Source organism: Curtobacterium sp. NPDC089185 (assembly GCF_040685235.1).
GTDB classification, from domain to species: domain Bacteria; phylum Actinomycetota; class Actinomycetes; order Actinomycetales; family Microbacteriaceae; genus Curtobacterium; species Curtobacterium citri.
Genome location: NZ_JBFBHK010000003.1, coordinates 100,729 through 125,189 on the forward strand (window position 1 = coordinate 100,729; position 24,461 = coordinate 125,189).

General features: G+C 72.4%; 22 protein-coding genes. 5 read left to right on the forward strand and 17 right to left on the reverse strand.

Annotated features, from left to right (window positions below; all coding sequences use genetic code 11):
• Positions 1-473: 473 nt before the first annotated feature.
• The 4 genes from AB0N84_RS04005 to AB0N84_RS04020 form a co-directional block, all read right to left on the reverse strand.
• Positions 474-1,523 (reverse strand): hypothetical protein, encoded by a 1,050-nt coding sequence (locus tag AB0N84_RS04005; protein WP_259346140.1) that lies wholly within the window; start codon positions 1,521-1,523, stop codon positions 474-476.
• On the reverse strand, positions 1,520-2,857 hold the full coding sequence (locus AB0N84_RS04010) for an ATP-binding protein (RefSeq protein WP_363543899.1): 1,338 nt from the start codon (positions 2,855-2,857) through the stop codon (positions 1,520-1,522). Before AB0N84_RS04010 ends, AB0N84_RS04005 begins: the two co-directional genes overlap by 4 nt.
• Positions 2,858-2,862: 5 nt before the next feature.
• Positions 2,863-3,579: a response regulator transcription factor gene (locus tag AB0N84_RS04015; RefSeq protein ID WP_069712231.1), complete on the reverse strand. Its 717-nt coding sequence runs from the start codon at positions 3,577-3,579 to the stop codon at positions 2,863-2,865.
• 128 nt (positions 3,580-3,707) lie between these two features.
• Positions 3,708-4,967 carry a TRAM domain-containing protein gene (locus AB0N84_RS04020; protein ID WP_363543903.1) on the reverse strand — a complete coding sequence of 420 codons (1,260 nt, stop codon included), beginning with the start codon at positions 4,965-4,967 and terminating at the stop codon, positions 3,708-3,710.
• Positions 4,968-4,981: 14 nt separating this feature from the next.
• Here AB0N84_RS04020 and AB0N84_RS04025 point away from each other — a divergent pair, with 14 nt between their 5' ends.
• On the forward strand, positions 4,982-5,791 hold the full coding sequence (locus AB0N84_RS04025; protein WP_363543906.1) for a Maf family protein: 810 nt from the start codon (positions 4,982-4,984) through the stop codon (positions 5,789-5,791).
• A 79-nt stretch (positions 5,792-5,870) separates the two neighbouring features.
• Positions 5,871-7,649 carry a biotin carboxylase N-terminal domain-containing protein gene (locus AB0N84_RS04030; RefSeq protein ID WP_289457485.1) on the forward strand — a complete coding sequence of 593 codons (1,779 nt, stop codon included), beginning with the start codon at positions 5,871-5,873 and terminating at the stop codon, positions 7,647-7,649.
• Between the two features lie 82 nt (positions 7,650-7,731).
• On the opposite strand, the gene AB0N84_RS04035 is transcribed toward AB0N84_RS04030, so the two are convergent.
• The 13 genes from AB0N84_RS04035 to AB0N84_RS04095 all read right to left on the reverse strand — a co-directional run bounded on the left by AB0N84_RS04035 (position 7,732) and on the right by AB0N84_RS04095 (position 21,907).
• Positions 7,732-8,667, reverse strand: a complete 936-nt coding sequence (locus AB0N84_RS04035) for a hypothetical protein (protein WP_363543909.1) — start codon at positions 8,665-8,667, stop codon at positions 7,732-7,734.
• Positions 8,668-8,862: 195 nt separating this feature from the next.
• Positions 8,863-10,515 carry a phospho-sugar mutase gene (locus AB0N84_RS04040; protein WP_363544169.1) on the reverse strand — a complete coding sequence of 551 codons (1,653 nt, stop codon included), beginning with the start codon at positions 10,513-10,515 and terminating at the stop codon, positions 8,863-8,865.
• 74 nt (positions 10,516-10,589) lie between these two features.
• Positions 10,590-11,417 (reverse strand): purine-nucleoside phosphorylase, encoded by an 828-nt coding sequence (locus AB0N84_RS04045; RefSeq protein ID WP_363543912.1) that lies wholly within the window; start codon positions 11,415-11,417, stop codon positions 10,590-10,592.
• Between the two features lie 62 nt (positions 11,418-11,479).
• The gene (locus tag AB0N84_RS04050) at positions 11,480-11,758 is read right to left on the reverse strand and encodes a PTS sugar transporter subunit IIB (protein ID WP_069712225.1); all 279 of its coding nucleotides are present in this window, start codon (positions 11,756-11,758) and stop codon (positions 11,480-11,482) included.
• Positions 11,755-12,201, reverse strand: coding sequence for a PTS sugar transporter subunit IIA (locus AB0N84_RS04055; protein ID WP_069712224.1), 447 nt, complete (start codon positions 12,199-12,201; stop codon positions 11,755-11,757). The genes AB0N84_RS04050 and AB0N84_RS04055 overlap by 4 nt, the downstream gene beginning before the upstream one ends.
• A gap of 4 nt (positions 12,202-12,205) precedes the next feature.
• Positions 12,206-13,318, reverse strand: a complete 1,113-nt coding sequence (locus AB0N84_RS04060; protein WP_363543916.1) for an adenosine deaminase — start codon at positions 13,316-13,318, stop codon at positions 12,206-12,208.
• A 109-nt stretch (positions 13,319-13,427) separates the two neighbouring features.
• The gene (locus tag AB0N84_RS04065) at positions 13,428-14,717 is read right to left on the reverse strand and encodes a thymidine phosphorylase (RefSeq protein WP_363543919.1); all 1,290 of its coding nucleotides are present in this window, start codon (positions 14,715-14,717) and stop codon (positions 13,428-13,430) included.
• A gap of 1 nt (position 14,718) precedes the next feature.
• Complete coding sequence (locus AB0N84_RS04070) at positions 14,719-15,246, reverse strand: cytidine deaminase (RefSeq protein WP_363543921.1); 528 nt, start codon at positions 15,244-15,246, stop codon at positions 14,719-14,721.
• 19 nt (positions 15,247-15,265) lie between these two features.
• Positions 15,266-16,555: an ABC transporter permease gene (locus AB0N84_RS04075; protein ID WP_182046566.1), complete on the reverse strand. Its 1,290-nt coding sequence runs from the start codon at positions 16,553-16,555 to the stop codon at positions 15,266-15,268.
• The gene (locus tag AB0N84_RS04080) at positions 16,552-17,802 is read right to left on the reverse strand and encodes an ABC transporter permease (RefSeq protein WP_182046605.1); all 1,251 of its coding nucleotides are present in this window, start codon (positions 17,800-17,802) and stop codon (positions 16,552-16,554) included. Before AB0N84_RS04080 ends, AB0N84_RS04075 begins: the two co-directional genes overlap by 4 nt.
• Positions 17,803-17,894: 92 nt before the next feature.
• On the reverse strand, positions 17,895-19,415 hold the full coding sequence (locus AB0N84_RS04085; protein WP_069712219.1) for an ABC transporter ATP-binding protein: 1,521 nt from the start codon (positions 19,413-19,415) through the stop codon (positions 17,895-17,897).
• A 95-nt stretch (positions 19,416-19,510) separates the two neighbouring features.
• Positions 19,511-20,581, reverse strand: coding sequence for a BMP family ABC transporter substrate-binding protein (locus AB0N84_RS04090; RefSeq protein ID WP_182046567.1), 1,071 nt, complete (start codon positions 20,579-20,581; stop codon positions 19,511-19,513).
• A 210-nt stretch (positions 20,582-20,791) separates the two neighbouring features.
• Entirely contained in the window at positions 20,792-21,907 is a 1,116-nt protein-coding gene (locus tag AB0N84_RS04095) for a mannose-1-phosphate guanylyltransferase (protein WP_182046568.1), read from the reverse strand.
• Between the two features lie 280 nt (positions 21,908-22,187).
• On the opposite strand from AB0N84_RS04095, the gene AB0N84_RS04100 reads away from it, so the two are divergent.
• The 3 genes from AB0N84_RS04100 (at position 22,188) to sdhD (ending at position 24,421) form a co-directional block, all read left to right on the forward strand.
• A complete protein-coding gene (locus AB0N84_RS04100) occupies positions 22,188-23,426 on the forward strand; it encodes a glycosyltransferase family 1 protein (protein WP_289457480.1) in 1,239 nt (412 codons plus the stop codon).
• Positions 23,427-23,504: 78 nt separating this feature from the next.
• Positions 23,505-23,954 (forward strand): succinate dehydrogenase, cytochrome b556 subunit, encoded by a 450-nt coding sequence (gene sdhC / locus AB0N84_RS04105; protein ID WP_083263831.1) that lies wholly within the window; start codon positions 23,505-23,507, stop codon positions 23,952-23,954.
• Between the two features lie 20 nt (positions 23,955-23,974).
• Positions 23,975-24,421 (forward strand): succinate dehydrogenase, hydrophobic membrane anchor protein, encoded by a 447-nt coding sequence (gene sdhD, locus AB0N84_RS04110; RefSeq protein WP_182046570.1) that lies wholly within the window; start codon positions 23,975-23,977, stop codon positions 24,419-24,421.
• The last annotated feature ends 40 nt before the right edge of the window (positions 24,422-24,461 follow it).

Below are 24,461 nucleotides of genomic sequence, written 5' to 3' on the forward strand. Positions count from 1 at the left end.
TGTACCCCGTGGCCGAGCGCCGCTCGCGACCGGATCGACGGGTTGCAGCGTGCACTTCCCGGTCCGTCTCCCCCTGATCGGGGGACAACGCGCGGGGCACGGCACCGGAACGGGCTGATTTGTCCCCCGAAATGACGACTGACACGCCCGTGCGGACCGGGCATAGTAGTTCGTGTTCGGTGTCCTTCAACGAAGAACATCATCGGTCGGTGGCCGACTAGGGTACGACGCCATCGACCAGCTACGAGCCAGGGCGGTATTCGGGTTGTCGCTCAGGCTCGGGTCGTGAACGGGCCGGTTCCTCGGAACCGGCCCGTTCCCCGTTTCCGGCACCATCCTCGATCCGGTCTCGCTCCCCACAGCTCGGGCCTGCCGGCCGCACTCCGCGCCGCAGTCGCCCGTCACGCCGCAGTCGCCCGTCACACCGCAGTCGCCCGTCACGCCGCCGAAGCCTGCAGTGCGGCGGCCGCCGGTCAGACGGTCGCGTGCCGCGGGATCTCGAGCCAGAGCACGACGGAGTCGTCCTCGTCCCCGTCCTCGTCGTCCAGCCCCGCTCCGAGGGCCGCCGACTCGCTCGCCGCCGTGTCGAGCCGCAGCCCCACGACGGTGACCGCCGCGTCCGCGCCCTCGGCGACGGTCCGCACGATCACGTTGTCCGCCCCGCGGGCCCGACGCAACGCCTCGGCGATCTCGGCGTGCACGCGCCGCAGGTCCTCCACCTCGAGCTCGTCGAGGCCGCCGTCGTCGTGCAGCTGCACGGTGGCACCCCGTCGTCGGAGGCGCATGACCTCGTCGCGGACGTCGTCGGAGAGCAGCGAGCGCCCGCGGATCTCGTCGCGGATCGCCTGCTCGAGGTGCAGGCTCTCCGCGCGCTCCGCCTCCGTCAGGTCGCCACCCTGCGCGATGACCTGCTGCAGCATCGGCAGCGCCATCCGGGTCGTCTGGCTCAATCGGAGCTGCCGTTCGAACACGTGGGCGTCCTGCGCGGCCTGCCAGTCGGCGGTCTCCTGCTCGGCGCGGAGGAACTCGGTGGTCGCCGTGGTCGCCCGGCTCATCGCGACGGCGAACCACGTCGCGATCGCCACCCACGCGACGCTGCCGGCGACCCCGAGGTCGGCGAACGCCCCCGGCCCCGCCCAGAGCACGACGTAGAGCGTCAGGAAGGCCACGCCCACCCACGCGAACGCGCGGCGGCCCCGCACGACGAGCACGACCATGAGCGTGCCGACGGCGGCGACCCACCAGGTCGTCGAGTCGTTCTTGTGCGCGAGGTCGGCGACGGGGGCGGCGATCACCGGCAGCACCAGCGCCGTGGCGAGCGCGAAGCACGCCGCCCAGACCGGCAGCGCCCGCCCCGGGGCGAAGAGGACGACGGCGCTCGCCACGGCGTAGAGGGCCATGCACGCCACGACGGGCGAGACGTCGGTCACCGTCGTGAACGAGGCGAAGCCGAGCACGAGCTGGTACACCGAGAACAGCGCGGCGAGCCCGATCGCGACCCGCGCGGGCAGCGACACCCTCACGCCGGCACCTCCGGGGTCCACTCGAGCCGGATGCGCGTCCCCGCGCCGGGGTTGCTCGCGACCACGGCGGTGCCGCCGACGGCCTGCACACGCTCGACGATCGACCGCCGGACGCCGAGCCGGGCTGCCGGGACGGCGCCCAGGTCGAAGCCAGCGCCGTCGTCACCGACCTCGACGCGCACCGCGCTGCCGCGCTGGTCGACGCTCACCCAGCGGTCGACCTGCGGTCCCCCGGCGTGCTGCACGCTGTTCACCGAGGCCTGGACCGCCGCGGCGGCGAGGGCCTCCGCGACGATGGCCGGCACACGCAGCCCACCGTCGTGCCCGTCGATCAGCCGGACCGGTGCGGCGAGCCCGTCGACGGCCTCGGCGATCCGGTCCCGCAGTTCGTGGACCGGGACCGGCGGGGCCTCGCCGGGCTGGTCGGTGGCGGCGGCGGCGAGGTGGTCGATCGCGTTCCGGGCCATCCGCGCCGCGAGCGCCCGGGCCTCGGGTGTGTCCGCCCGCGCAGCGGAGAGCAGGGTCGTGAGCACGCTGTCGTGCACGATCGCGTCCACCTGCACGCGCTCGACCTCGGTCGCGTGCTCGCGGATGGCCGCCGAGTACCGCCGGACCGCCGTCGCCTGCGCCGTGTCCACCGCGGCCGCCGCGCGACGCAGCAGCACGGCGATGACGAGCACCGCGCCGCTGAGGAACGCGGTGAAGACGCCCTGGAGCACGGCGGGCAGTCCCGCTTCGCCCCCGAGCGGCGTCAGGCGGATCGCCACGTAGACGGCGGGCACGAGCGCGGTGTAGACCGTGGCGCGCCAGGGCGCGAAGCCGAGCGCGGCCGCGGTCGAGCCGACCGTGCAGAACCACCACGGCCACGGGACCTGGTCTGCGGGGATCGCCTGGTGCACGGTGAGCGGCCACGTGACGAGCACCACGAGGAACAGCAGGGCACAGCTGATCTGGGCGACCTGCGCCAACCGCTGCACGAACGCCGTCGCCCCGACGAACAGGAACGAGGCACCGAGTGCCGCCGCCGACACCGGACCCCAGACCTGGTCGAGGTTCGGGAACTGCCCGACGACGTTCGGCGCGTACAACGCGCCGAACCCGATGGCGGTGAGTGCGAGGAGCACCGAGAACAGCCGCTCGACCGACGCCTGGGTGATGGCGGACCGCACCCCACGCGTCGGGTCGGCCCCGAACGGTGCCGAGGTCGACGACGCCCCGGTCGCCGCGCCGGGACCGACGTCGACGGACGGCGCTGCGGCGGCGCGGGTGGCGGTGTCGGCCGGTGCGGTCCGGTCGGTGCGCCGGGACCTCGCCGGCTCGGCCGTGGTGGCCACGGTCGTCAGCGGCCGTCGGTGTCGGGGTCGATGCCCGAGTCGAGGCCCGGGAGGATCCCGTCCTCGACGGCACGACGGAGCAGGTCGACCTTCGTCGGCGCCGGACGTCCGACCTCCACGTACTTCACGCGGATGCGGTCGAGGTACTCCCGGGCCGTCGAGTAGCCGATGCCGAGCTGCTGCGCGGCGAGCTTGAGCGGCAGGCCGGACGCGTAGAGGTGCAGGATCTCGCGCTCACGCCGTCCGAGCTGCGCCTTCGCGAAGTCGCGGTCGGCGTCGATCGCGCTCGCCCACTCGAGGTTGTTGAGGACGTCCCCGCGGGCGACGGTGGCGACGGCGGCCATCACCGTCTTCGTCGCCGAGGACTTCGGGATGACGCCGGCCGCCCCTGCGGCCAGGGCCTCGCGCACGCTGGCGACCCGGTCGGCGATGGAGTGCACGAGGACCGCCGATCCGGTCCCCTGCACGCCCTTGACGTTCGCGGTCACGGTCGAGCCGTCGCCGAGCGACAGGTCGAGCACGACGACGTCGACCTCACGCCCGCCGAGGTTCGCGACGTACTCGGGCACGCTCGCGGCGGTGAGCACCACCTCGAACCCCTCGTTCTGGCACGCCGCCTGGATGCCGAGCCGCACGGACTCGTGGTCGTCGACGACGGCGACACGGACGGGCCTGGTGGCCAGTCCGGTCGCTCCGCTGCTGGTGTTCGTGTCTGCTGCCACGGTGGCCTCTCGTTCCGATGCACGCCCGGCCCCTGTCGCCGGGAGCGATCATCGTCTGAGGATACCCGTGTCGGCGGCTCCGACGGTGTTCCTGCACACCGCGGCACACCGGGCCGGGCCCGCGCGGCTCAGGCGATCGGCACGAGCCGCGCGACGGCCTCCAGGTGGTGGGTGTGCGGGAAGAGGTCGAAGGCCCGCAGCGCCTCGAGCCGGTAGCCGAGGTCCGCGAAGGTCGCGACGTCGCGTGCGAGGGCGACGGGGTCGCAGGCGACGTAGACGACCTGCGCCGGCTGCAGGGCCGCGATCTGCACGACGACCTCGCGACCGGCTCCCGAGCGGGGCGGGTCGAGCACGACGGTGCCGGCGCGGAAGCGCTGCAGTTCCGGTCGGGAGGCATCCGCCGCGGTCCGGGCGAGCCAGCGGTCCACGCGGCCCGTCTCGGCACGGGCACCGATCCACTCGGCCAGGTTCTCCTGCGCGTGCTCGGTGGCGCGCGCGGCGCTCTCGACGCTCGTGATCCGGGCCTTCGGACCGACGACGTCCCCGAGCGCCGCCGCGAGGAGCCCGACGCCGCCGTAGAGGTCGAGGTGCTGCCCCTCGGGGTCGAGCCGGTCCCGGTCGACCAGGTCCTGCACGGCTGCGGTGAGCACGGCCGGCGCCTGCCGGTGCACCTGCCAGAAGCCGGTGTCGTCGACGGTGAAGGAGCGGTCCCCCACGACCTCGGTCACGGCGGTGGGCTTCTGCTCGTCGATCACGAGTCGGGCGCCCTCGGCACCGCTCGGGGCGAGGACGTCGACGACCGAGGCCCCCGGCATCGCCCCGCGGGCCAGCGGCGCGGCGTCCTGCACGCGCTGGGCGGCGAGGGGCAGGGAGGTCACCGGCACGACCGTGTGCGACCGGGCGGCGAAGGGCCCGGCGGTGCCGTCCTCGTCGACGTGCAGACGGACACGCGTGCGCCACCCGAGGCCGTTCGTCTCGTCGTCGCCCGGGGCCGACTCGACCGTGACGTCGTGCCCGAGGACCTCGGTCAGGTCGGTCCGAGCGAACCGCGAGAACGCGTCGACCAGGACGTCGTGCTTGAGCGTGCGCTGGTGCGGGAGCGCGATGTGGCCGAACTCGGCACCGCCGGCGCGCACGGCCGGGTCGCGGTCGAGCGCTGCCTCGGGCCAGACGTGGTCGACGCGGTGCTCGCTCGGCGTCACGACGGACACGGTGTCGGCGCGCCAGAACGACTTCTTCCGGTCCTCGGTCACGCGGGCGACGACGCGCTCGCCCGGCACCGCGTCCGAGACGAAGACCACGCGCCCCTCGTGCCGTGCCACCGAGATGCCGCCGTGGGCGATCCCGGTGACGTCGAGTTCGAGCAGCGTGCCGACGGATTCACCCATGGTTCGATGTTCCCATGCGTCTGTACCTCGCGAGTACGTCCCCCGCCCGCCGTGCGCTCCTCGCGCAGACCGGCATCGAACCCGTGGTCGTCGCGCCGGGGGTCGACGAGGACGCCGCGGTGGCCGCCGCGTCCGCCGCGCTCGTGCGCGACCTGACCGGACCCGAGCTGGTCGGGCTGCTCGCGGTCGCCAAGGCGGACGCCGTCGCGGACGCCCGGATCGCCGGCTCCCCCGTCGACGGCTTCGTGTTCGGCGGCGACTCCGCGTTCGAGGTGGACGGTGTGCTCTACGGCAAGCCCCACGACCCGGAGGTCGCCCGCGAGCGGTGGCGGCAGATGCTCGCCGCGGGCGGCGGCACCCTGTGGAGCGGACACTGCGTCGTGGACCGACGGCTGGACCGCGGGGCGGACGCGGCCCTGGACTCGACCACGGACCGGACGGGAGGCGCGGGGCGGGCCGGCACCGTGCCTCCCGTCCGACAGGTGGACCCGTCGGGCGGCGGGGCGCTCGGCGTTGCCGGCCACCTGGGGGACGTCGCGCCCGGCGGGTCGACGCTGGTCGCCGCCGGCGACCACGTCGTCGCGGTCGACAGTGCGGTGCTCACGTTCGCCGACGACATGGGACCCCAGGAGATCGACGCGTACGTCGCGACGGGCGAGCCGCTCGAGGTCGCCGGGGCCTTCACCATCGACGGCCGGGCGGCCGCGTACATCACCCGGATCGACGGAGCACCCTCGGCCGTCGTCGGCCTGTCGCTGCCCGTGCTCCGGTCGATGCTGCTCCGCGGGTTCGGCGTCGCGTGGCACGACCTCTGGTCGCTGTAGACATCCACACTCGATCGACGTCGTTCTTTGTACGTGCCGGTCAATTCCGGCTGCCGTGGCACGAATAGGCTGACTCACCATGCCCCGTATCAGCAAGGTCCTCATCGCGAACCGCGGCGAGATCGCCGTCCGCATCATCCGCGCGGCCCGCGACGCAGGCAAGGCATCGGTCGCCGTCTACGCCGACCAGGACCGTGACGCGCTCCACGCCCGCCTGGCGGACGAGGCCTACGCGCTGAACGGCACCACGAGCGCCGACACCTACCTCGTCATCGACAAGATCATCTCGGTGGCCCGCCGCTCCGGCGCCGACGCCGTGCACCCGGGCTACGGGTTCCTCGCCGAGAACGCCGACTTCGCGCGCGCCGTCATCGACGCCGGGCTCACGTGGATCGGGCCGTCGCCGGAGTCGATCGAGCGTCTCGGGGACAAGGTCTCCGCCCGGCACGTCGCCGAGAAGGTCGGCGCGCCGCTGGCCCCCGGCACCATCGAGCCCGTGCAGGACGTGTCCGAGGTGTTCGACTTCGTCGACCAGGTCGGGCTGCCCGTCGCGATCAAGGCCGCCTTCGGTGGTGGCGGGCGAGGGCTGAAGGTCGTGCGGTCCCGCGAGTCGGTCGAGGAGCTCTTCGAGTCGGCGACCCGCGAGGCCATCGCCGCCTTCGGTCGCGGCGAGTGCTTCGTCGAGAAGTACCTCGACAAGCCGCGGCACGTCGAGACGCAGTGCCTGGCGGACGAGCACGGCAACGTCGTCATCGTCTCCACGCGTGACTGCTCGCTGCAGCGCCGGCACCAGAAGCTCGTCGAGGAGGCACCGGCGCCGTACCTGACGTCCGAGCAGGAGACGCGGCTGTACGAGTCGTCGAAGGCGATCCTCCGCGAGGTCGGCTACGTCGGTGCCGGCACGTGCGAGTTCCTCATCGGCGCCGACGGGACCGTGTCGTTCCTCGAGGTGAACACCCGCCTGCAGGTCGAGCACTGCGTGTCCGAGGAGGTCACCGGGATCGACCTGGTCCGTGAGCAGTTCCGCATCGCCGAGGGCGGCACGCTCGACCACGAGGACCCCGCCCCCCGCGGCCACTCGTTCGAGTTCCGCATCAACGGCGAGGACCCGGGCCGCAACTTCTTCCCGGCGCCCGGCCCCGTCCACGCGTTCAACGCCCCGTCCGGCCCCGGCGTCCGTGTCGACTCGGGCGTCGTGTCCGGCGACGTCGTGTCCGGCTCGTTCGACTCGATGCTCGCGAAGCTGATCGTCACCGGCGCCACGCGCGAGGAGGCGCTCGAGCGCTCCCGTCGTGCCCTCGCCGAGTTCGAGGTCACCGGTCTGCCGACCGTGCTGCCCTTCCACCGCGCCGTCGTGTCCGACCCGGCCTTCGCCACGGACGACGCGACGCCGTTCAGCGTGTACACGCAGTGGATCGAGACCGACTTCCAGAACGACATCCCCGCCTGGAGCGGGTCCCCCGAGGAGCTCCCGGCTCCCGTCGCGCGCGAGAGCGTCGTCGTCGAGGTCCAGGGCAAGCGCATCGAGGTCACCATGCCGTCGATCGTCGGCGGTGGCGCTGCCGGTGCTGCCGGCCGTCGTCCCGCCGGCCCGTCCGCTCCCCCGAAGCGCCGGTCGTCCGGCGTGAAGGGCGGTCTGGTGTCGTCCGGCTCCGTGACGTCGCCGATGCAGGCCACGGTCGTGAAGACCGCGGTCGCCGAGGGTGACACCGTGGTGAAGGGCGACCTGCTCGTCGTCCTCGAGGCCATGAAGATGGAGCAGCCCGTGCAGGCCCCGCGCGACGGCGTCGTCACCGGGCTGAACGCCCCCGTCGGCCAGACGGTCTCGTCCGGCCACGTGCTGCTCGAGCTCGCGTAGGGCCACCCCGCTTCGAACCACGAAAGCGACGTCGAACCACGGCCCAACCCCGGTTCGACGTCGCTTTCGTGGTTCGTCGCGCTCACCACTCGGGCGTCACGCGGAGCCCACGACGCACCGGGACGCCGGCATCGGCCAGCATCGCGGGGAAGCGTCCTCCCGGAACGACGTCACGCCAGACCGGGCGGATGACGCCGCGCACCTCCGGGAGCGCTCGGAGGCGGTCCTCGCGGAGCTTCTCCGCGATGACGACCTCGTCCGCGGAACGCCCGTCGCGCAGATCGGGATCGCGGTACTTCGCGAGCCCGTCGAACTCGACGACGAGGCCCTGGTCAGGCAGCCAGAAGTCGACCCGGCCGATCAGACCCGAAGCGTCGTTGAACACCTGCTGCTGGACGGGCGGCGGGCAGCCGACGTCGTGCATGACCAGATGCGTGACGCTCTCCCCCGCCGACTCGGACAGCCCGGACGCGAGTCCGAGCACCTGTCGAGCGCGGCGGTGCGCGCGGACGGGGAGCCGTCGCGTGAGCATCTCCTGGAGGTCCGACTGCTCCACGCCCCGACGGACGGCCGCGTCCGCGACCGCCAGCGCACGGCCACGGTCGTACCGTAGGAGGACGTCGATCGCCGTCTCGGGGACGTCGGTGACGACCAGTCCGTCGACGACCGCGGTGCGCACCCGACGGCCGGCACCGGGCACCTTGTCGACGTGCCGGGTCCGCTGCGTCGTGGTCCGGCGGGGATCGGTCAGCGTCACCCGGTCGGGCACGGGCAGGATCCACGGCAGGCGGTGGAGCACGACCGCGGATGCGTGGGACACCACGGTCTCGGGTGCTCGCTCGTGCGCTGCCCTCGTCCGAGCGATGTGTCGCTCCCACTCGGTCGCCACGTCCCACTCGGCCTGGACGGCGAACGCCCCGTAGCCGATCACGACCAGCGCCCCACGCTCGACCATGCGCCGCTGGCGGCGTGCCGCGGCCGGGTCCGGGTGCTCTCGGACGACGTTCGGAACGGTCATCTGGTCAGGATGCCGATCCTCGGGCTCCCCGACCGCGCTCGACGGCCGCGGCGTGGAGGACGCCCCCGTTCCACAGCGCCGCGACGACGAGTGACGAACCACGGATCCGACGTCGAACCAGGCGCAGGGCGTGGTTCGATGTCGGATCCGTGGTTCGACAGCGCGGCGGCGGCGCGTGGCGGCGCCGCCGGTGGGCTACGACACCAGCGGGCGAACGTCGGCGGCGAGGGCGTCGACGAGCGCCTGCGCCTCGGTCGGCGACTGCGCCACGGTGTCGATGTACACCTTCACCTTGGGCTCGGTCCCGCTCGGGCGCACGATGACCCGCGCACCGCCGTCGAGGTCGTAGCGCAGGATGTCGGAGGGCGGGAAGCCCTCGACGCCGTCGGCGTAGTCGGTCACCTGCGACACCGTCCGGCCGCCGAGCGTCGTCGGCGCAGCAGCGCGCAGGGCCGCCATGACCTCGCCGATGCGCGACAGGTCGTCGACACGCGTGGCGACCTGCCCGGACGCGAACGCCCCGAACCGCACCGCGAACGCGTCGAGCTCGTCGGCGATGGTCTTCCCCGCGGCGGCGAGCGACACGGCGAGGTCGAGCAGCGCGAGCGCGGCCGAGATCCCGTCCTTGTCGCGGACGACCGCGGGGTCGACCAGGTAGCCGAGTGCCTCTTCGTAGCCGAAGACCAGGTCGGGGACGCGCGACACCCACTTGAAGCCGGTCAGGGTGTCCCGGTAGGCCAGGCCGTGGTGCTCGGCGACGCGGGCGAGCGCCGGCGAGGAGACGATCGACGCGGCGAGGGTCCCGCCGGTGCCGGCCTCCTCGGCGCGGGCGGCCGCGCGCCATCCGAGCAGCCAGCCGACCTCGTTGCCGGACAGCCGCCGGAACGACCCGGAGCCGTCCGGGATCGCGAGCGCGAGACGGTCGGCATCGGGGTCGTTGGCGATGACCAGGTCGGCACCGACGGCGACGCCCCGGGCGATCGCCAGGTCCATCGCACCCGGCTCCTCCGGGTTCGGGAACGACACCGTCGGGAACGCCCCGTCCGGCTCGATCTGCTCCGGCACGACGGCCGGCTCGGCGAAGCCCGCGGCGGCGAACACCGCGCGGGCGGTCTCCCACCCGACACCGTGCATCGCCGTGTAGACGACCGTCGGCTGGGCGTCGACCGGGAGGCTCGGGGCCGGCACCGTCGCGGCCGTCGCGTCGACGTAGGCCTGCACCAGGGCGTCGCCCGCCACCGTGTAGTCGGTCGCCCGGGCGAGCTCGCGCACGTCACCGGCGGCGACGACGTCGATCGCCGCGGCGATCTCGCCGTCGACCGGCGGCACGATCTGCGAACCGTCGTCCTCACCGCCGAGGTACACCTTGTAGCCGTTGTCCCGCGGCGGGTTGTGGCTGGCGGTGACCATCACGCCCGCGCCGACCCCGAGGTGCCGGACGGCGAACGCGAGCACCGGTGTGGGCAGCGCCGACGGCAGCAGCGTGACCTCGAGCCCGAGGCCGCGCATCACCTCGGCGGAGTCACGGGCGAACACGTCGGAGTTCACGCGGCCGTCGTACCCGATCACGACGCTCCGGTCGCGCCCGGTGTCGATCAGGAAGCGCGCCAGGCCGGCGGCGGCCTGCGTCACGACGACGCGGTTCATCCGCTGCGGCCCGGCTCCGAGCTCGGCGCGGAGGCCCGCGGTGCCGAACGTCAGGCGTCCGGAGAAGCGCTCACGCAGCGAGTCCGCCGCTGCGGCGTCCCCGGACGCGGCGGACGAGACGAGCGCGTCGAGCTCGGCGCGGGTCTCGTCGTCCGGGTCCTGGGACGACCACGACCTGGCGGTGGCGAGGAGCGCCTCCAGACCGTCGAGGGGTTCGGCGCCCTCGCCGAGGTCACCGTCCGCGATGGCGCCGTCGGAGGGGCCGTCGTGCCGGGTCACAGTGCCGCCACCACGCGGGCGAGGAGGTCGGCGATGACCGGCTCGGCCTGCTTGCCGGCCTCGAGGACCTCGGTGTGCGACAACGGCGTCTTCTGGATGCCCGCGGCGAGGTTCGTGATGAGCGAGAAGCCGAGGACCTCCATCCCGGTCTGGCGGGCGGCGATGGCCTCGAGCGCGGTCGACATGCCGACGATGTGCCCGCCGATGGTCTTCGCCATCTGGACCTCGGCCGGGGTCTCGTAGTGGGGGCCGCGGAACTGCGTGTAGACGCCCTCGTCGAGGCTCGGGTCGATCGACCTCGCGACCTCGCGCAGCCGCGACGAGTACAGGTCGGTCAGGTCGACGAACGTCGCGCCCTCGAGCGGGCTGTCCGCGGTGAGGTTGATGTGGTCGCTGATGAGCACCGGGGTGCCGGGCGTCCAGGTCTCCTTGATGCCACCGGCGCCGTTCGTCAGCACCATGATCGACGCCCCCGTGGCGGCGGCGGTGCGGACGCTGTGCACGACGCGGCGGACGCCGTGGTTCTCGTAGTAGTGGGTGCGGGCACCGATGACGAGCGCGTGACGGCCGTCCTCGAGGCGGATCGAACGCACCGTGCCGGAGTGCCCGGGCACGGCGGAGGCACTGAAGCCGGGGACCTCGGCCGCGGGGATCTCGGACACGGTCTCGCCGATGATGTCGGCGGCCTTGCCCCACCCGGACCCGAGGGTGAGGGCGATGTCGTGCCGCTCGATGCCGGACCGGTCGGCGATGACGGCGGCGGCGTCGCGGGCGACCTCGAACGGGTCGGCGGCGGGGTCGTTCAGCGGGTTCTCCGTGCTCATGCCCCGATCCTAGGGCGCGAGCGTCGAGCGGAGAGCCGACCACGCGGCCCTGTGGACAGCCGTCAGTGCTCCCCGAGCGCCCGGTCCACGGCCGCGGTGATCTCGCCCTGGTCGAAGTGGTTCCGGATCACGATGACCTCGGCGTAGGTGTCCCCGATCGCCTCGACGAACTCCGCGCTCGTGAGGATCACGTTCGCGTCCTCGGCGACGGCGCGCACGGACCCCACGTCCGCCGCGACGACCGACGCCGACAGCCCGAGCGCGCCGAGGGCCTTCTCGGCGTTCACCTTGAGGATGCCGCTCGAGCCGATGCCCGCGCCGCAGATGGTCACGATCTTCACGCCGGTGCCCCCAGGATCGTCCGGACCTCGTCCGCCGAGGACGCCGCTGCGAGGCGCCCGGTCACGGTGTCGTCGTTGAACGTGTTCGCGATCGCGCCGATCGACTCGAGGTGCGTGCCGACCTCCGCCACCGCCAGCCCCAGCACGACCGACACGGGGTCGTTGTGCGGGTGCCCGAACGACACCGGTCCGCGCAGGGTCACGACCGCCAGGCCGTCCCGCAGCACCGCGGGCCCCGGCCGGGCGTGCGCGAAGGCCAGCCCGGGCGAGATCACGATGTACGGGCCGTGCTCCTCGACGAGCTCGACCATGGCGTCCGTGTACGGCGGCGTCGCGGCCCCGGAGCGCACGAGTGCCGCACCGACGAGCCCGAGCGCCTCACGCCACGAGGACGCGTCGGCCCCGAGCACGACCGCGTCGTCCGGCAGCGGCGGGAGGGACATCGGACTACGCCTCCTGGTGTCCGGCCGTGATGGTCGCGATGATCTCCTCGCGGTCCTCGAGCGGCAGGAACGAGCCGAGCGCGGCGTTGATCTGGAAGGCGGCGAGGTCGTCGAGGTCGTACCCGAAGGTGCCGGCGAGCAGGGCGAGCTCGCGGGAGAGCGACGTCCGGCTCATCAGGCGGTTGTCGGTGTTCACCGTGACGCGGAAGCCGAGCTGGTACAGCACGTCGAACGGGTGGTCGGCGAGGTCGTCGCCCCACGCCGCGATCGCACCGGTCTGCAGGTTCGAGGACGGCGCGACCTCGAGCGGGATCTCCCGGTCGCGCACCCACGAGGCGACCTCGCCGAGGGCGGCGAGGGTCGACCCGTCACCGGCGTCGGACAGCGTGACGTCCTCGAAGATCCGCACGCCGTGGCCGAGGCGGAGCGCCCGGCCGTCGACGAGTGCCGAGCGGATCGAGGCCAGGCCGTCGGCCTCGCCGGCGTGCACGGTTGTCGGGAAGAGCTCGGACGCCAGGTAGTCGAAGGCGGCACGGTGGTTGGCGGGCGGGAAGCCGGCCTCGGCCCCCGCGATGTCGAAGCCGACGACGCCGCGGTCGCGGTGCCGGACGGCGAGCTCGGCGATCTCGAGGGACCGGTCGGCGTGCCGCATCGCGGTGACGAGCTGCCCGACGCGGATCGAGCCGCCGGCCGCGTCGACGGCCTCGGCGATGCCGGCCTGCACGGCCTCCACCGTCTCGTCGAGGGTCAGTCCACCGCGCAGGTGCTGCTCGGGCGCCCAGCGGATCTCGCCGTAGACGACGCCGTCGGCGACGAGGTCCTCGACGAACTCCTTCGCGACGCGGTGCAGCTGCGGGGCCGTCTGCATCACCGAGGTGGTGACGTCGAAGGTCTTCAGGTACTCGACGAGCGAACCCGAGTCCGCCTGGTCGGCGAACCACTGCCCGAGTGCCTCGGGGGCGGTGGTCGGCAGGTCGATGCCGGCCTCTGCGGCGAGCTCGACGATCGTCGCGGGCCGGAGGCCGCCGTCGAGGTGGTCGTGCAGCGAGACCTTCGGCAGGTCGTCGATGACCGCTCCGGCGTCGGGCAGGCGGTGGGTCGGGGCGTCGGCGCTCATGCGGTCCAGGCTATCGGTGGTCACCGACTCCGTGCAGGTACCTGTGGACAACAGCGGCCGACACGCACTGGAGGCTTCCCACAGCGGTGCGGGAAGCCTCCGGACGCGGTCAGGACGCGATGCGCTCGCGCACGATCGGCCCACGGGGCTCGGCCGACGTCCCGATCGCCCACGCACCCTCGAGCGATGCGAGCGCGCGGTCGAAGCGGTCGGCCTCGTCGGTGTGGAGCGTCCACAGCGGCTGCCCGGCGGTGACGGTGTCGCCCGGCTTGACGTGCAGCTCGATGCCCGCCCCCGCCTGCACGGGGTCCTGCGCCCGGGCCCGACCGGCGCCCAGTCGCCACGCGGCGATGCCGAACGGCAGGGCGTCCTGCTGCACGAGCACCCCGGACTCCGTCGCGGTGACGACGTGCTGCTCGCGGGCGACCGGGAGCGCGGCGGACGCGTCGCCGCCCTGCGCCTCGATCATCCGCCGCCAGGTGTCCATCGCACGGCCGTCGGCGAGTGCGGCCGCCGGGTCGGCGTCCGGCAGCCCGGCGAGCGTGAGCATCTCGGTGGCCAGCGCGACCGTCAGCTCGACGACGTCGGCCGGACCACCGCCTTCGAGGACCGCGACCGACTCGCGCACCTCGAGCGCGTTGCCGATCGTCAGCCCGAGCGGGACCTCCATGTCGGTCAGCAGCGCCGAGGTCGCGACCCCGGCGTCGTTCCCGAGGTCGACCATCGTCCGCGCGAGCTCCCGCGATGCCTCGTACGTCGGCATGAACGCGCCGGAGCCGAACTTCACGTCGAGCACGAGCGCGCCCGTGCCCTCGGCGATCTTCTTCGACATGATGCTCGACGCGATGAGCGGGATGCACTCGACGGTGCCGGTGGTGTCGCGGAGCGCGTAGAGCTTCTTGTCCGCGGGTGCCAGGCCGGAGCCGGCCGCGCAGATGACCGCGCCGACGTCGCGGAGCACGTCCATCATGCGGTCGTTCGAGATCGCCGCCTGCCAGCCGGGGACCGACTCGAGCTTGTCGAGCGTGCCGCCCGTGTGCCCGAGCCCGCGCCCGGAGAGCTGCGGCACCGCGACGCCGAACGACGCCACGAGGGGCGCCAGCGGCAGCGTGATCTTGTCGCCGACGCCGCCGGTGGAGTGCTTGTCCACGGTCGTCTTGCCGAGCGAGCCGAACGACATCCGCTCCCCCGACGCGATCATCGCCAGCGTGAGGTCCTTGATCTCCCGGCGCTCCATGCCGTTGAGGAAGATCGCCATCGCGAGGGCCGCCATCTGCGGGTCCTCGACGTAGCCGCGCGTGTAGGCGTCGACCAGCCAGTCGATCTCGGGCGTGCTCAGCGCGTCGCCGGAACGCTTCGTGCGGATGAGGTCGACGGTGTCGAACGGCTCGACGGCCATGTCAGTGCTCCTGCTGGTAGGTGGCGAGGGTGCGCGGCCCGAACGCGTCGGGCAGGACCTCGTCGATGGTGCGGATGCCCGAGACCGTCTCGAGCAGCATGCCCTCGGTCGAGTGCTCGAAGAGGAGCTGTCGGCAGCGTCCGCACGGCATGAGCGTCGCGCCGTCGCCGTCCACGCACGTGAACGCGACGAGCCTGCCGCCGCCGGTCATGTGCAGCTGCGAGACGAGCGAGCACTCGGCGCACAGGGTGACGCCGTAGGACGCGTTTTCGATGTTGCAGCCGGAGACGATCCGACCGTCGTCGGTGAGCGCCGCGGCGCCCACCGGGAACGACGAGTACGGCGCGTACGCCCGCCGCATCGCGGCGGTCGCGGCCTCCCGCAGGGCGGTCCAGTCGACGTCGACGCTCGCGTCGACGTCGACCTCGGTGTCGGCCTGGAGGGTCGTGGCCGGGTCCGTCCAGACCGGCTCGCCGGTCGCGCGGTCGGTGGTGACCCCCTGGTCACCCGTGTGGTCCGTGTCGGTCATGTGCCGTGCCTCCCGTCCGTCAGCTCTTGATGTACGGCTTGCCGGTGGCAGCCGGTCCCCGCGACTGTCCGACCAGGCCGGCGACCGCGAAGATCGTCACCACGTAGGGCAGCATGAGCAGGAACTCGCTCGGCACGGGCGAGTCGATCGCACCGAGGATGTTCTGCAGGTTCGACGCGAAGCCGAACAGCAGTGCCGCGAGCGTCGCACGGATCGGGTCCCACCGACCGAAGATCACGGCGGCGAGGGCGATGTAGCCCGCCCCCGCGGTCATGTCCTTCGTGAACGGTCCGACCGCGTCGAGCGTGAAGTACGCACCGCCCAGACCGGCGATCGCGCCGGCGAGCGAGACGTTCCAGAAGCGCGTGCGGGCGACGTTGATGCCGACCGTGTCCGCCGCCTGCGGGTGCTCGCCGACCGCGCGGAGGCGGAGGCCCCAACGGGTCTTGAACAGCGCGAAGGTGACGACCGCGACCGCGACGTAGGCCAGGTAGACCACGACGGTCTGCTCGAAGAAGACCGGGCCGATGACCGGGATCTGGTGCAGCAGCGGGATCTCGATCTTCGGGAAGCGGATGCCGATGTTCAGCGTCTGCTCGTTCGGCGACAGCACCTGCGAGTACAGGAAGCCGGTGAGGCCGGAGATGAACGCGTTGATGACGACACCGACGATCACCTGGTCGACCAGGTACTTGATGCTGAACGCCGCGAGGACGAACGACACCAGGACACCGGCGACGAGCGCACCGACGAGGCCGACCCACGCGGAGCCGGTGAGCGAGGCGATCATCGCCGACGTGAAGGCGCCGGCGAGGAACTGGCCCTCGATGGCGATGTTCACGACGCCGACCCGCTCGGAGATGACGCCGCCGAGGGCACCGAACACGAGCGGGACGCTCAGGCCGAGCGCACCGACGAGCAGGCCGGGCACGGGGATGGTGTCCCCCGCCGCCGACCACGTCAGGAAGCCGATGACGAAGAGGACCGCGAAGACCGCGGTGACCCAGAGCGGGACCCGGCGCGAGCCGCGGACCTCGACGACGGCGTACACCGTGACGAGGGCGAGCAGGACGATGACGACGATGCCCGTGCCGGTCGCCGGCAGGAGCACGTTCGGCAGCGCGAAGAAGTCGCCGCCGTTCGCGAGCCGGAACGTGGTGTCGCCGGAGCGGTGCAGGACGCCGAAGAACAGCACGGCCAGGACCGTGAAGACGGCGAAGCCGATCGGCGCCTTCCAGCTGCGGGTGGTCTCGACCGGACGGTCGGAGAGCGCGGGTGCGGATGCCGCGGTGGGGCTGATGGTGCTCATGCGGCGACCGCCTTCCGGGGGTTCTTCGCGCCACGGGCGCGGCGTCGGGCGCCCGGCTGCGGGATCCGGAAGATCGCGCGGACGAGGGGCGGAGCGGCGATGAAGAGGACGATGAGGGCCTGGATGACGCCGACGATGTCGATCGGGATGTCGTTCGCGGCCTGCATGGCGTAGCCGCCGTTCTTCAGGACACCGAACAGGATCGCCGCCCAGAAGACGCCCCACGGCTTGGAGCGGCCGAGCAGCGCGACCGTGATGGCGTCGAAGCCGATGCCGGCGTCGATGCCCGAGGTGAAGCCGGACGTGACGGCCCCCTGCACCTGGTAGGCGCCGGCGATGCCGACGAGCGCGCCGGAGATGACCATCACCCAGATCGTCAGGGCGGGCACGCTCATGCCGGCGACGCGGGCCGCACGCGGGTTCTCACCGATCGTGCGGAAGCGGAAGCCGAGCGACGACTTGTTGACGAGCCACCACACGACGACGACCGCGAGGAGGGCGACGACGAAGCCGAGGTCGATCCCGAAGCGCGGCCCGAACAGCGCCGGGAAGACGGCGCTCTCCTTCGTCGCGGGCGAGATCGGGTTCGAGCTGCCCGGTGCCTGCAGCAGCCCCGGGGTGCGGAGCAGGTAGCTCACCAGGTACAGCGCGACGTAGTTGAGCATGATCGTCAGGACGACCTCGTTGGCACCGGTGCGGGCCTTGAGGAGCCCGACGATGCCGCCCCAGATCGCGCCGCCGACGATGCCCGCGGCGACGGTGAGGGGGATGTGGACCACGGCGGGACCGTCGAACGAGAACCCGACCCAGCCGGCCGCCGCGGCGCCGACGAGGATCTGGCCCTGGCCGCCGATGTTGAACAGGCCGGCGCGGAACGACAGCGCGATGCCGAGACCGGCCGCGATCAGCGGTACGGCGTAGTCGACCGAGCGCGTGATCGGGGCGATCGCCTGCGCGAACGAGGCCGCACCGAAGTTGACGACCGATCCCTGGAACAGCGAGGAGTAGGCGCCGCCCACGGCCGTGCCGACCGCCCGGAAGGTGTCGGCGGGACGGGCGAAGAAGTAGCCGGCCGCGGCGCGGACGTTCTCGTCGGTGACGGCGATGAGGATGCCGCAGGCGACGAGCGCGAGCACGACGGCGAGGACCGTGACGAGCACGGACCCGTTGACGATGCTCTGCAGCGCGGTGCTCCAGCGGTCACCGCCGCCGGCGCGGCGCTCGGTGTCCTCCGCCGAGTCCGTCATGAGGTGCGGGGTGCCCTCGACGTCCTGCAGGCGGTCGTCGGTGGACGCCTCGGCCGGGGTCGCCGGCCGTGCGTCGTCTGGCGTGGGGGTGCTCACGCTGCCAGCTCCGTTCCTTCGGGGATCTCCCCGGCCATCATCAGGCCGAGGACGTCGCGCGGGGTGTCCGCGGGGACGATGCCGACGATGCCGCCGCGGTACATGACCGCGATCCGGTCGGCGAGCGCCACGACCTCGTCGAGCTCCGTGGAGACGACGATGACCGGGACGCCGGTGTCGCGGGTGGCGACGATGCGCTTGTGCACGAACTCGATCGACCCGACGTCGATGCCGCGCGTCGGCTGCGCCGCGACGAACAGCCGCAGCTCGCGGCTGAGCTCGCGGGCGAGGACGATCTTCTGCTGGTTGCCGCCGGACAGCCGGCCCGCCGCGGTGGTGCGGGACGGCGTGCGGATGTCGAACTCGGCGATCTTCTCGTCGGCGAACGCGTCGCGCTCGGCGGCCCGGATGGTGCCGGCTCGGACGAACTCGTCGTGGTCGGCGCGGTCGAGCATGAGGTTCTCGGCGATGGTGAACTCGCCGACCAGGCCGTCCTCCTTGCGGTCCTCGGGCACGAAGCCGACGCCGGCGTCGAGTACCTGCTTGACGGTGCGACCGGTGAGCTCCCGGCCGTCGAGCGTGATCCGCCCGGCGTGCACGGGCTCGAGCCCGATGATCGCCTCGGTGAGCTCGGTCTGGCCGTTGCCCTGCACCCCGGCGATGGCGAGGATCTCGCCGCGTCGTACGGAGAACGAGACGTCGTCCACGAGCACGACGCCCGAGGCGTCGGTCACGGTGACGCCGTCGACCACGAGGGCGTCCTCGCCCCCGGACGCCGGCGCCTTGTCGACGACGAGCGAGACCGCACGCCCGACCATGAGCGCGGCGAGCTCGTTGTTCGTGGCGGTCGGGGACGCCTCGCCCACGACCTTGCCGAGCCGGATGACGGTGATGCGGTCGGCGACCTCGCGCACCTCGCGGAGCTTGTGCGTGATGAAGACGATGGCGGTGCCGGCCGCACGGAGCTGGCGCATGATGCCCATCAGCTCGTCGGTCTCCTGCGGCGTGAGGACGGCGGTCGGCTCGTCGAAGACGAGCACCTTCGCGTCCCGCGAGAGCGCCTTGATGATCTCGACGCGCTGCTGCACGCCGACCGGCAGGTCCTCGACCCGGGCGTCGGGGTCGACGTCGAACCCGAAGCGGTCGCTGATGTCGCGGACGCGCTGCCGGGCGCCCGCCAGGTCGAGCCGACCGCCGAACGTGGTCTGCTCCTGGCCGAGCATGACGTTCTCGGCGACGGTGAACACCGGCACGAGCATGAAGTGCTGGTGGACCATGCCGATGCCCGAGCGCATGGCGTCGCCGGGACCGTCGAAGTCCTGCACGACGTCGTCGAGCAGGATCTCGCCCTCGTCCGCCTGGTACAGGCCGTAGAGCACGTTCATCAGGGTGGACTTGCCCGCACCGTTCTCACCGAGGAGACAGTGCACCTCACCGGGTTCGACGGTGAGGGAGATGTGGTCGTTGGCGACGAGCGGGCCGAACCGCTTCGTGATGCCGCGGAGTTCGAGCTTCATGGTGTCTACTGCGTTCCTGTTGGTCAGCACGCCACCCGTGGGCGGACGCGCGGAAACGCGGGCGGAGGATCGATCCCCCGCCCGCGTTCACCCGACTACTTGTTCGACTGGGTCTCGACCTTGATCGAGCCGTCGATGATGCCCGACTTGATCGTGTCGAGCTCGTCCTGCAGACCGGAGTCGACCTTCGACTCGTAGTCGTGGAACGGCGCGATGCCGACGCCGTCGTTCTTCAGGGTGCCGACGTACGGCTCCTTCGAGAACTTGTCGTCCGCCGCCTGCTCGACGACGTCCTTGACGGCCGGGCGCATGCCCTTCATCACCGAGGTGAAGGCGATGTCCTTGTAGCGGGGATCGGCCTCGTAGAGGTCGCTGTCCGCGCCGATGAGGACGGAGCCGTTGTTCGCGTCCTTGATCGCCTCGGCAGCCGACTGGTAGATCGGGCCACCGACCGGCAGGATCACGTCGGCGTCCTGGTCGAGGAGCGTCTGCGCAACGGACTTGGCCTGCGTGCCCGCCTCGAAGCCACCGGTGAAGGAGCCCTTGCCGGTCTCGACGTTCCAGCCGACGACCTTGACGTCCTTCTTCTTCTGCTCGTTGTAGTAGGCGACGCCGTCCGCGAAGCCGTCCATGAAGATGGTGACGGTCGGGATCTGCATGCCGCCGAAGGTGCCGACGACGCCGGTCTTCGAGTACGACGCGGCCGCGTAGCCGGCGAGGAACGCCGCCTGCGAGGTGTCGAAGGTGATCGGCTTGACGTTCTTGGCGTCGATCGAGTTGTCGTCGATGATCGCGAACTCGGTGTCCGGGTTCGCCGCGGCCTGCTTCTTCGTGGCGTCGGCGAGGTTGAAGCCGACCGTGATGATCAGGTTGCAGTTCTGGTTGACGAGCTGCTCGATGTTCGAGTCGTAGACCGTGGCGTCCTTCGACTCGGCCTTGTTCGAGTCGGCGCCGAGCTCCTTCGCCGCGTCGACCATGCCCTCGTAGCCGAGCTGGTTGAACGACTTGTCGTCGAAGCCGCCGGCGTCGGAGACCATGCAGGGGCGGAAGTCGGTCTTCTTCGCCGAGGCGGTGTCGGACGGGGCTGCCGAGCAGCCGGCCAGGACGGCCATGGTGCCGACGAGCGCGAGGCCGCTGAGCACGACCTGACGGGTACGAGATGTCACGGGTTGGTTCCTCCGGGGGGCGGTGCCCGGACCACGTGCTGTTCCGGGCGATCGTGGCGACAGTACACGACCGTCGAGCCGGTACAGAACGCCCCTGGAGGACTCCTGGGATCAGTTACGGGATCGCGACCCCGTCGAAACGCGCCCGTAACGCGGCGTCACTCCCGCGCCCCCACTCCGGGGGGTCCGGAGGCATTTCGTGGTGGAGCGCTACAGCACGTCGCCTCGACCGCTGATCTTCAGTGCGTCCACCACACCCTTGACCCGCTGCGCGTTCGCACTCGTCGTGACGAGCAGGGCGTCCGGGGTGTCGACGACGACGATGTCCTCGACCCCGATGAGCGAGATGAGCCGCTGGCTGTGGGCCACGACGATGCCGCTCGACGAGTCCGCGAGGATGCGTGCGCCGTCGCCGAGCACGGCGAGGTTGTTCGCCCGACCGCCGGACTGCAGCTTCGCGAGCGACGCGAAGTCGCCCACGTCGTCCCAGTCGAAGTCGCCGGGCACGACCGCCATGCGTCCGGCGGCCGCGGCCGGCTCGGCGACGGTGTAGTCGATCGCGATCTTCTCGAGCCCGGGCCAGACGGCGTCGACGACGGCCCCGCGGGACGAGGTGTCCCACGCAGCCGCGAGCTCCTCGATGCCCGCGAGCAGCTCGGGCTTCGTCCGGCCGATCTCGGCCAGCAGCACGTCGGCGCGGGCGATGAACATGCCGGCGTTCCAGAGGTAGTTGCCCTCCTCCAGGTACGCGGTGGCGGTCTCCAGGTCGGGCTTCTCGACGAACGACCGCACGGCGTGCACGGTCGCGGCGCCCTCGACCTCGAGCGCGACGCCGTCGGCGTGGATGTAGCCGAACCCGATCGCCGGCTCCGTCGGCGTGATGCCGATGGTGGCGATGTACCCGGCCCGGGCGGCGGCCACTGCTTCGCGCACGGAGCGGCGGAAGCCGCGGGCGTCCCCGATGACGTGGTCCGCCGCGAAGGACCCGATGACGACGTCGGGCTCCCGTCGGCGCAGGATCGCCGCCGCCAGGCCGATGGCCGCGGTGGAGTCCTTCGGCTCGCTCTCGAGCACCACGTTGTGGTCCGCGACGCCCGGCAGCTGCGCCTCGACCGCTGCGCGGTGCGCCCGGCCGGTGACGACCATGATCCGCTGGTCGCCGGCGAGCGGGGCGAGCCGGTCCCAGGTCTGCCGGAGGAGCGAGGCCCCGGAGCCGGTCAGGTCGTGCAGGAACTTGGGCGCGTCGGCGCGGGAGAGCGGCCACAGCCGGGAGCCGATGCCGCCGGCCGGGATGATCGCGTAGAAGTCCTCGAGTGCGTCTGCCACCCGCTCACCGTACCGGTGCGGCCGTCGGCCACCTGGACGTCCCCCGCACGTTCCCCGCACGCGTGGTGCGGGAGTCCGCAGACCGGCCGGACGCGACCCGGCCCGACGCGACCCCGGCCGACCCGACCCCGGCCCGACGGGACCCGTCGCTGACCGCACCCCGCGCGCCGGGCCCGCGCCGCGCCTCCCGGCCGCACCCGCCGTGTTCACCGCCTGCGCGCCGCGCGTTCACCCGCACCGCCCCGACCGGTCACGACGGCCGCGGACCATGGGCAGCACCATGAGCGCACGCAGCGTGGAGCGCGGCACGTCCCAGCGGACCGTCGCCGTCGTGACCGAGAGCTTCCTGCCCACCCTCAACGGCGTGACCACCAGTGTCCTGGCGGTCCTCGACCACCTGGAGCGCCGCGGCCACCGCGCGGTCGTCATCGCGCCGGACACCCCCGGCCTCGCACAGTTCCGCTCGAGGACCCGGGTCGAGCGGTACCGCTCCTTCGACGTCCACCGGGTGCCGGCGGTCGCGTACCGGCAGTTCCCGGTCGCCCTCCCCCACCCCGTGCTCGACACGATCCTGGCCGCCTCCGGCGCCGACGTGCTGCACGCGGCCAGCCCCTTCCTGCTGGGCGGACGCGCGATCACGGCAGCCGGGAGGCTCGGCATCCCCTCCGTCGCCGTCTTCCAGACCGACGTGGCCGGGTTCGCCCGCCGCAACGGCCTGACCGCGACCGTCCCGCTGGTCAGGAGGATCCTCGGTCGCATCCACGCCGGGGCGTCGCTGACGCTCGCCCCGTCCAGCGCGACCGCGGCGATGCTCGCCGAGGACGGCGTGCCCCGCGTCGCCCGCTGGGGCCGCGGTGTCGACACCGACCTGTTCCACCCGGACCGACGTCGCTCGGCGGCGGTGCGCGCGGCCCGTCGCCGGATCGCGCCCGGCGGCGAGACGATCGTCGGCTACGTCGGTCGGCTCGCACCCGAGAAGGAGGTCGAACGGCTCGCGGAGCTCGGCGGGATCCCCGGCGTCCGGATCGTGGTCGCCGGCGGCGGTCCGGCGCGGGCCTCCCTCGAGCGGCGGCTGCGCCACCTCGACGTCACCTTCACCGGCCCGTTGCGCGGGGAGGCCCTCGCCGACGCCTACGCGATGCTCGACGTCTTCGTGCACACAGGGCCCGCGGAGACGTTCGGACAGACCCTGCAGGAGGCGCACGCCAGCGGCCTGCCCGTGGTCGCCCCCGCAGCCGGCGGCCCGATCGACCTCGTCGCGCCCGGTCTCGACGGCGAGCTGTACGACCCGGACGCCCCGCAGGCCCTCCGCCGGGCCGTCCTCGGACTCCTCGGCGACCCGGACGCCGCCGCGCGCATGGGTTCCGCCGGACGGCTCCGGGTCGAGGGCACGACCTGGGAGGCCGTCGGCGACGAGCTCCTCGCACACCACGACACCGCCCGCACGATCGGCGCCGTGCCCACGGCGACGCGCGCGGTCCGTGCCGGGTGGGACGAGAGTGTCAGCGCACGCGCATAGGATGGGACGTGTTCCACACGAACACGAACGGCAAGGGCTCGCCGATCGGCGAGCCCGTCCTATGGGAGGGCCGAGCTCATGGCCGAGCAGACCGCAGGCGGGACGACGTTGGTCGAACCCAAGGTGACGATCGAGGCGCCCCGCGCCTCTCGGAAGCTGGAGGGGACGCTGTACCGCGGCTCCACGGGGATGTGGTCGTGGGTGCTGCACCGCATCACCGGTGTCGCGATCTACTTCTTCCTGCTCGTGCACATCCTCGACACCGCGCTCGTACGGCTGTCGCCCGAGGCGTACAACGCCGTGATCGGCACGTACAAGACGCCGATCATGAACCTCGGTGAGATCGCCCTCGTCATGGCGATCGTGTTCCACGCGCTCAACGGCCTGCGCATCATCCTGGTCGACTTCTGGTCGAAGGGCCCGCGGTACCAGCGCGCCATGTTCTGGATCGTCATGGTCGTGTGGGCCGTCCTCATCGCGGGCTTCCTCCCGCGCCAGCTCATGAACCTCGTCGCGGACTTCCAGTAGGCGAAGGGACGGAACCAGCCATGACCACACAGACCGTCGAGCCCCCGCGCTCCGCCGCCGCTGCCCGCCGCACCACCAACTGGGAGAAGTGGGGGTGGATCTACATGCGCGCCTCGGGCGTCCTGCTCGTCGTGCTCATCTTCGGCCACCTCTTCGTCAACATGGTCGCCGGCGAGGGCGTCAAGCAGATCGACTTCGCCTTCGTCGCCGGCAAGTGGGCCAACCCGTTCTGGCAGGTCTGGGACTCGCTGATGCTCGTCCTCGCCCTGGTGCACGGCTCCAACGGCATGCGGACGATCATCAACGACTACGTCGCGAAGCCCGCCGTCCGGAAGACCCTGCTGCTCGCGGTGCTCATCGCCTGCGTCGCGCTCGTCGTGCTGGGCCTGCTCGTCTGCTGGACCTTCGACCCGTGCCCCGCCGGCGCGGCCGCCGCGGACCTGCCGTCGTTCTGCCCCGCGCAGTAGCGCCCGCGCTGCAGCGAACGCACCAGCCGCCACGACCTCC

What these genes read in the sequence shown, in the direction of transcription:
- AB0N84_RS04075 (WP_182046566.1), bottom strand. Translation starts at nt 16,555, where the DNA reads ATGAGCACCATCAGCCCCACCGCGGCATCCGCACCCGCGCTCTCCGAC.
- AB0N84_RS04065 (WP_363543919.1), bottom strand. Translation starts at nt 14,717, where the DNA reads ATGGCCGTCGAGCCGTTCGACACCGTCGACCTCATCCGCACGAAGCGT.
- AB0N84_RS04070 (WP_363543921.1), bottom strand. Translation starts at nt 15,246, where the DNA reads ATGACCGACACGGACCACACGGGTGACCAGGGGGTCACCACCGACCGC.
- AB0N84_RS04085 (WP_069712219.1), bottom strand. Translation starts at nt 19,415, where the DNA reads ATGAAGCTCGAACTCCGCGGCATCACGAAGCGGTTCGGCCCGCTCGTC.
- AB0N84_RS04030 (WP_289457485.1), top strand. Translation starts at nt 5,871, where the DNA reads ATGCCCCGTATCAGCAAGGTCCTCATCGCGAACCGCGGCGAGATCGCC.
- AB0N84_RS04080 (WP_182046605.1), bottom strand. Translation starts at nt 17,802, where the DNA reads ATGACGGACTCGGCGGAGGACACCGAGCGCCGCGCCGGCGGCGGTGAC.
- AB0N84_RS04025 (WP_363543906.1), top strand. Translation starts at nt 4,982, where the DNA reads ATGCGTCTGTACCTCGCGAGTACGTCCCCCGCCCGCCGTGCGCTCCTC.
- AB0N84_RS04060 (WP_363543916.1), bottom strand. Translation starts at nt 13,318, where the DNA reads ATGAGCGCCGACGCCCCGACCCACCGCCTGCCCGACGCCGGAGCGGTC.
- sdhD (WP_182046570.1), top strand. Translation starts at nt 23,975, where the DNA reads ATGACCACACAGACCGTCGAGCCCCCGCGCTCCGCCGCCGCTGCCCGC.
- AB0N84_RS04100 (WP_289457480.1), top strand. Translation starts at nt 22,188, where the DNA reads ATGAGCGCACGCAGCGTGGAGCGCGGCACGTCCCAGCGGACCGTCGCC.
- AB0N84_RS04020 (WP_363543903.1), bottom strand. Translation starts at nt 4,967, where the DNA reads ATGGGTGAATCCGTCGGCACGCTGCTCGAACTCGACGTCACCGGGATC.
- AB0N84_RS04035 (WP_363543909.1), bottom strand. Translation starts at nt 8,667, where the DNA reads ATGACCGTTCCGAACGTCGTCCGAGAGCACCCGGACCCGGCCGCGGCA.
- sdhC (WP_083263831.1), top strand. Translation starts at nt 23,505, where the DNA reads ATGGCCGAGCAGACCGCAGGCGGGACGACGTTGGTCGAACCCAAGGTG.
- AB0N84_RS04055 (WP_069712224.1), bottom strand. Translation starts at nt 12,201, where the DNA reads ATGTCCCTCCCGCCGCTGCCGGACGACGCGGTCGTGCTCGGGGCCGAC.
- AB0N84_RS04045 (WP_363543912.1), bottom strand. Translation starts at nt 11,417, where the DNA reads ATGAGCACGGAGAACCCGCTGAACGACCCCGCCGCCGACCCGTTCGAG.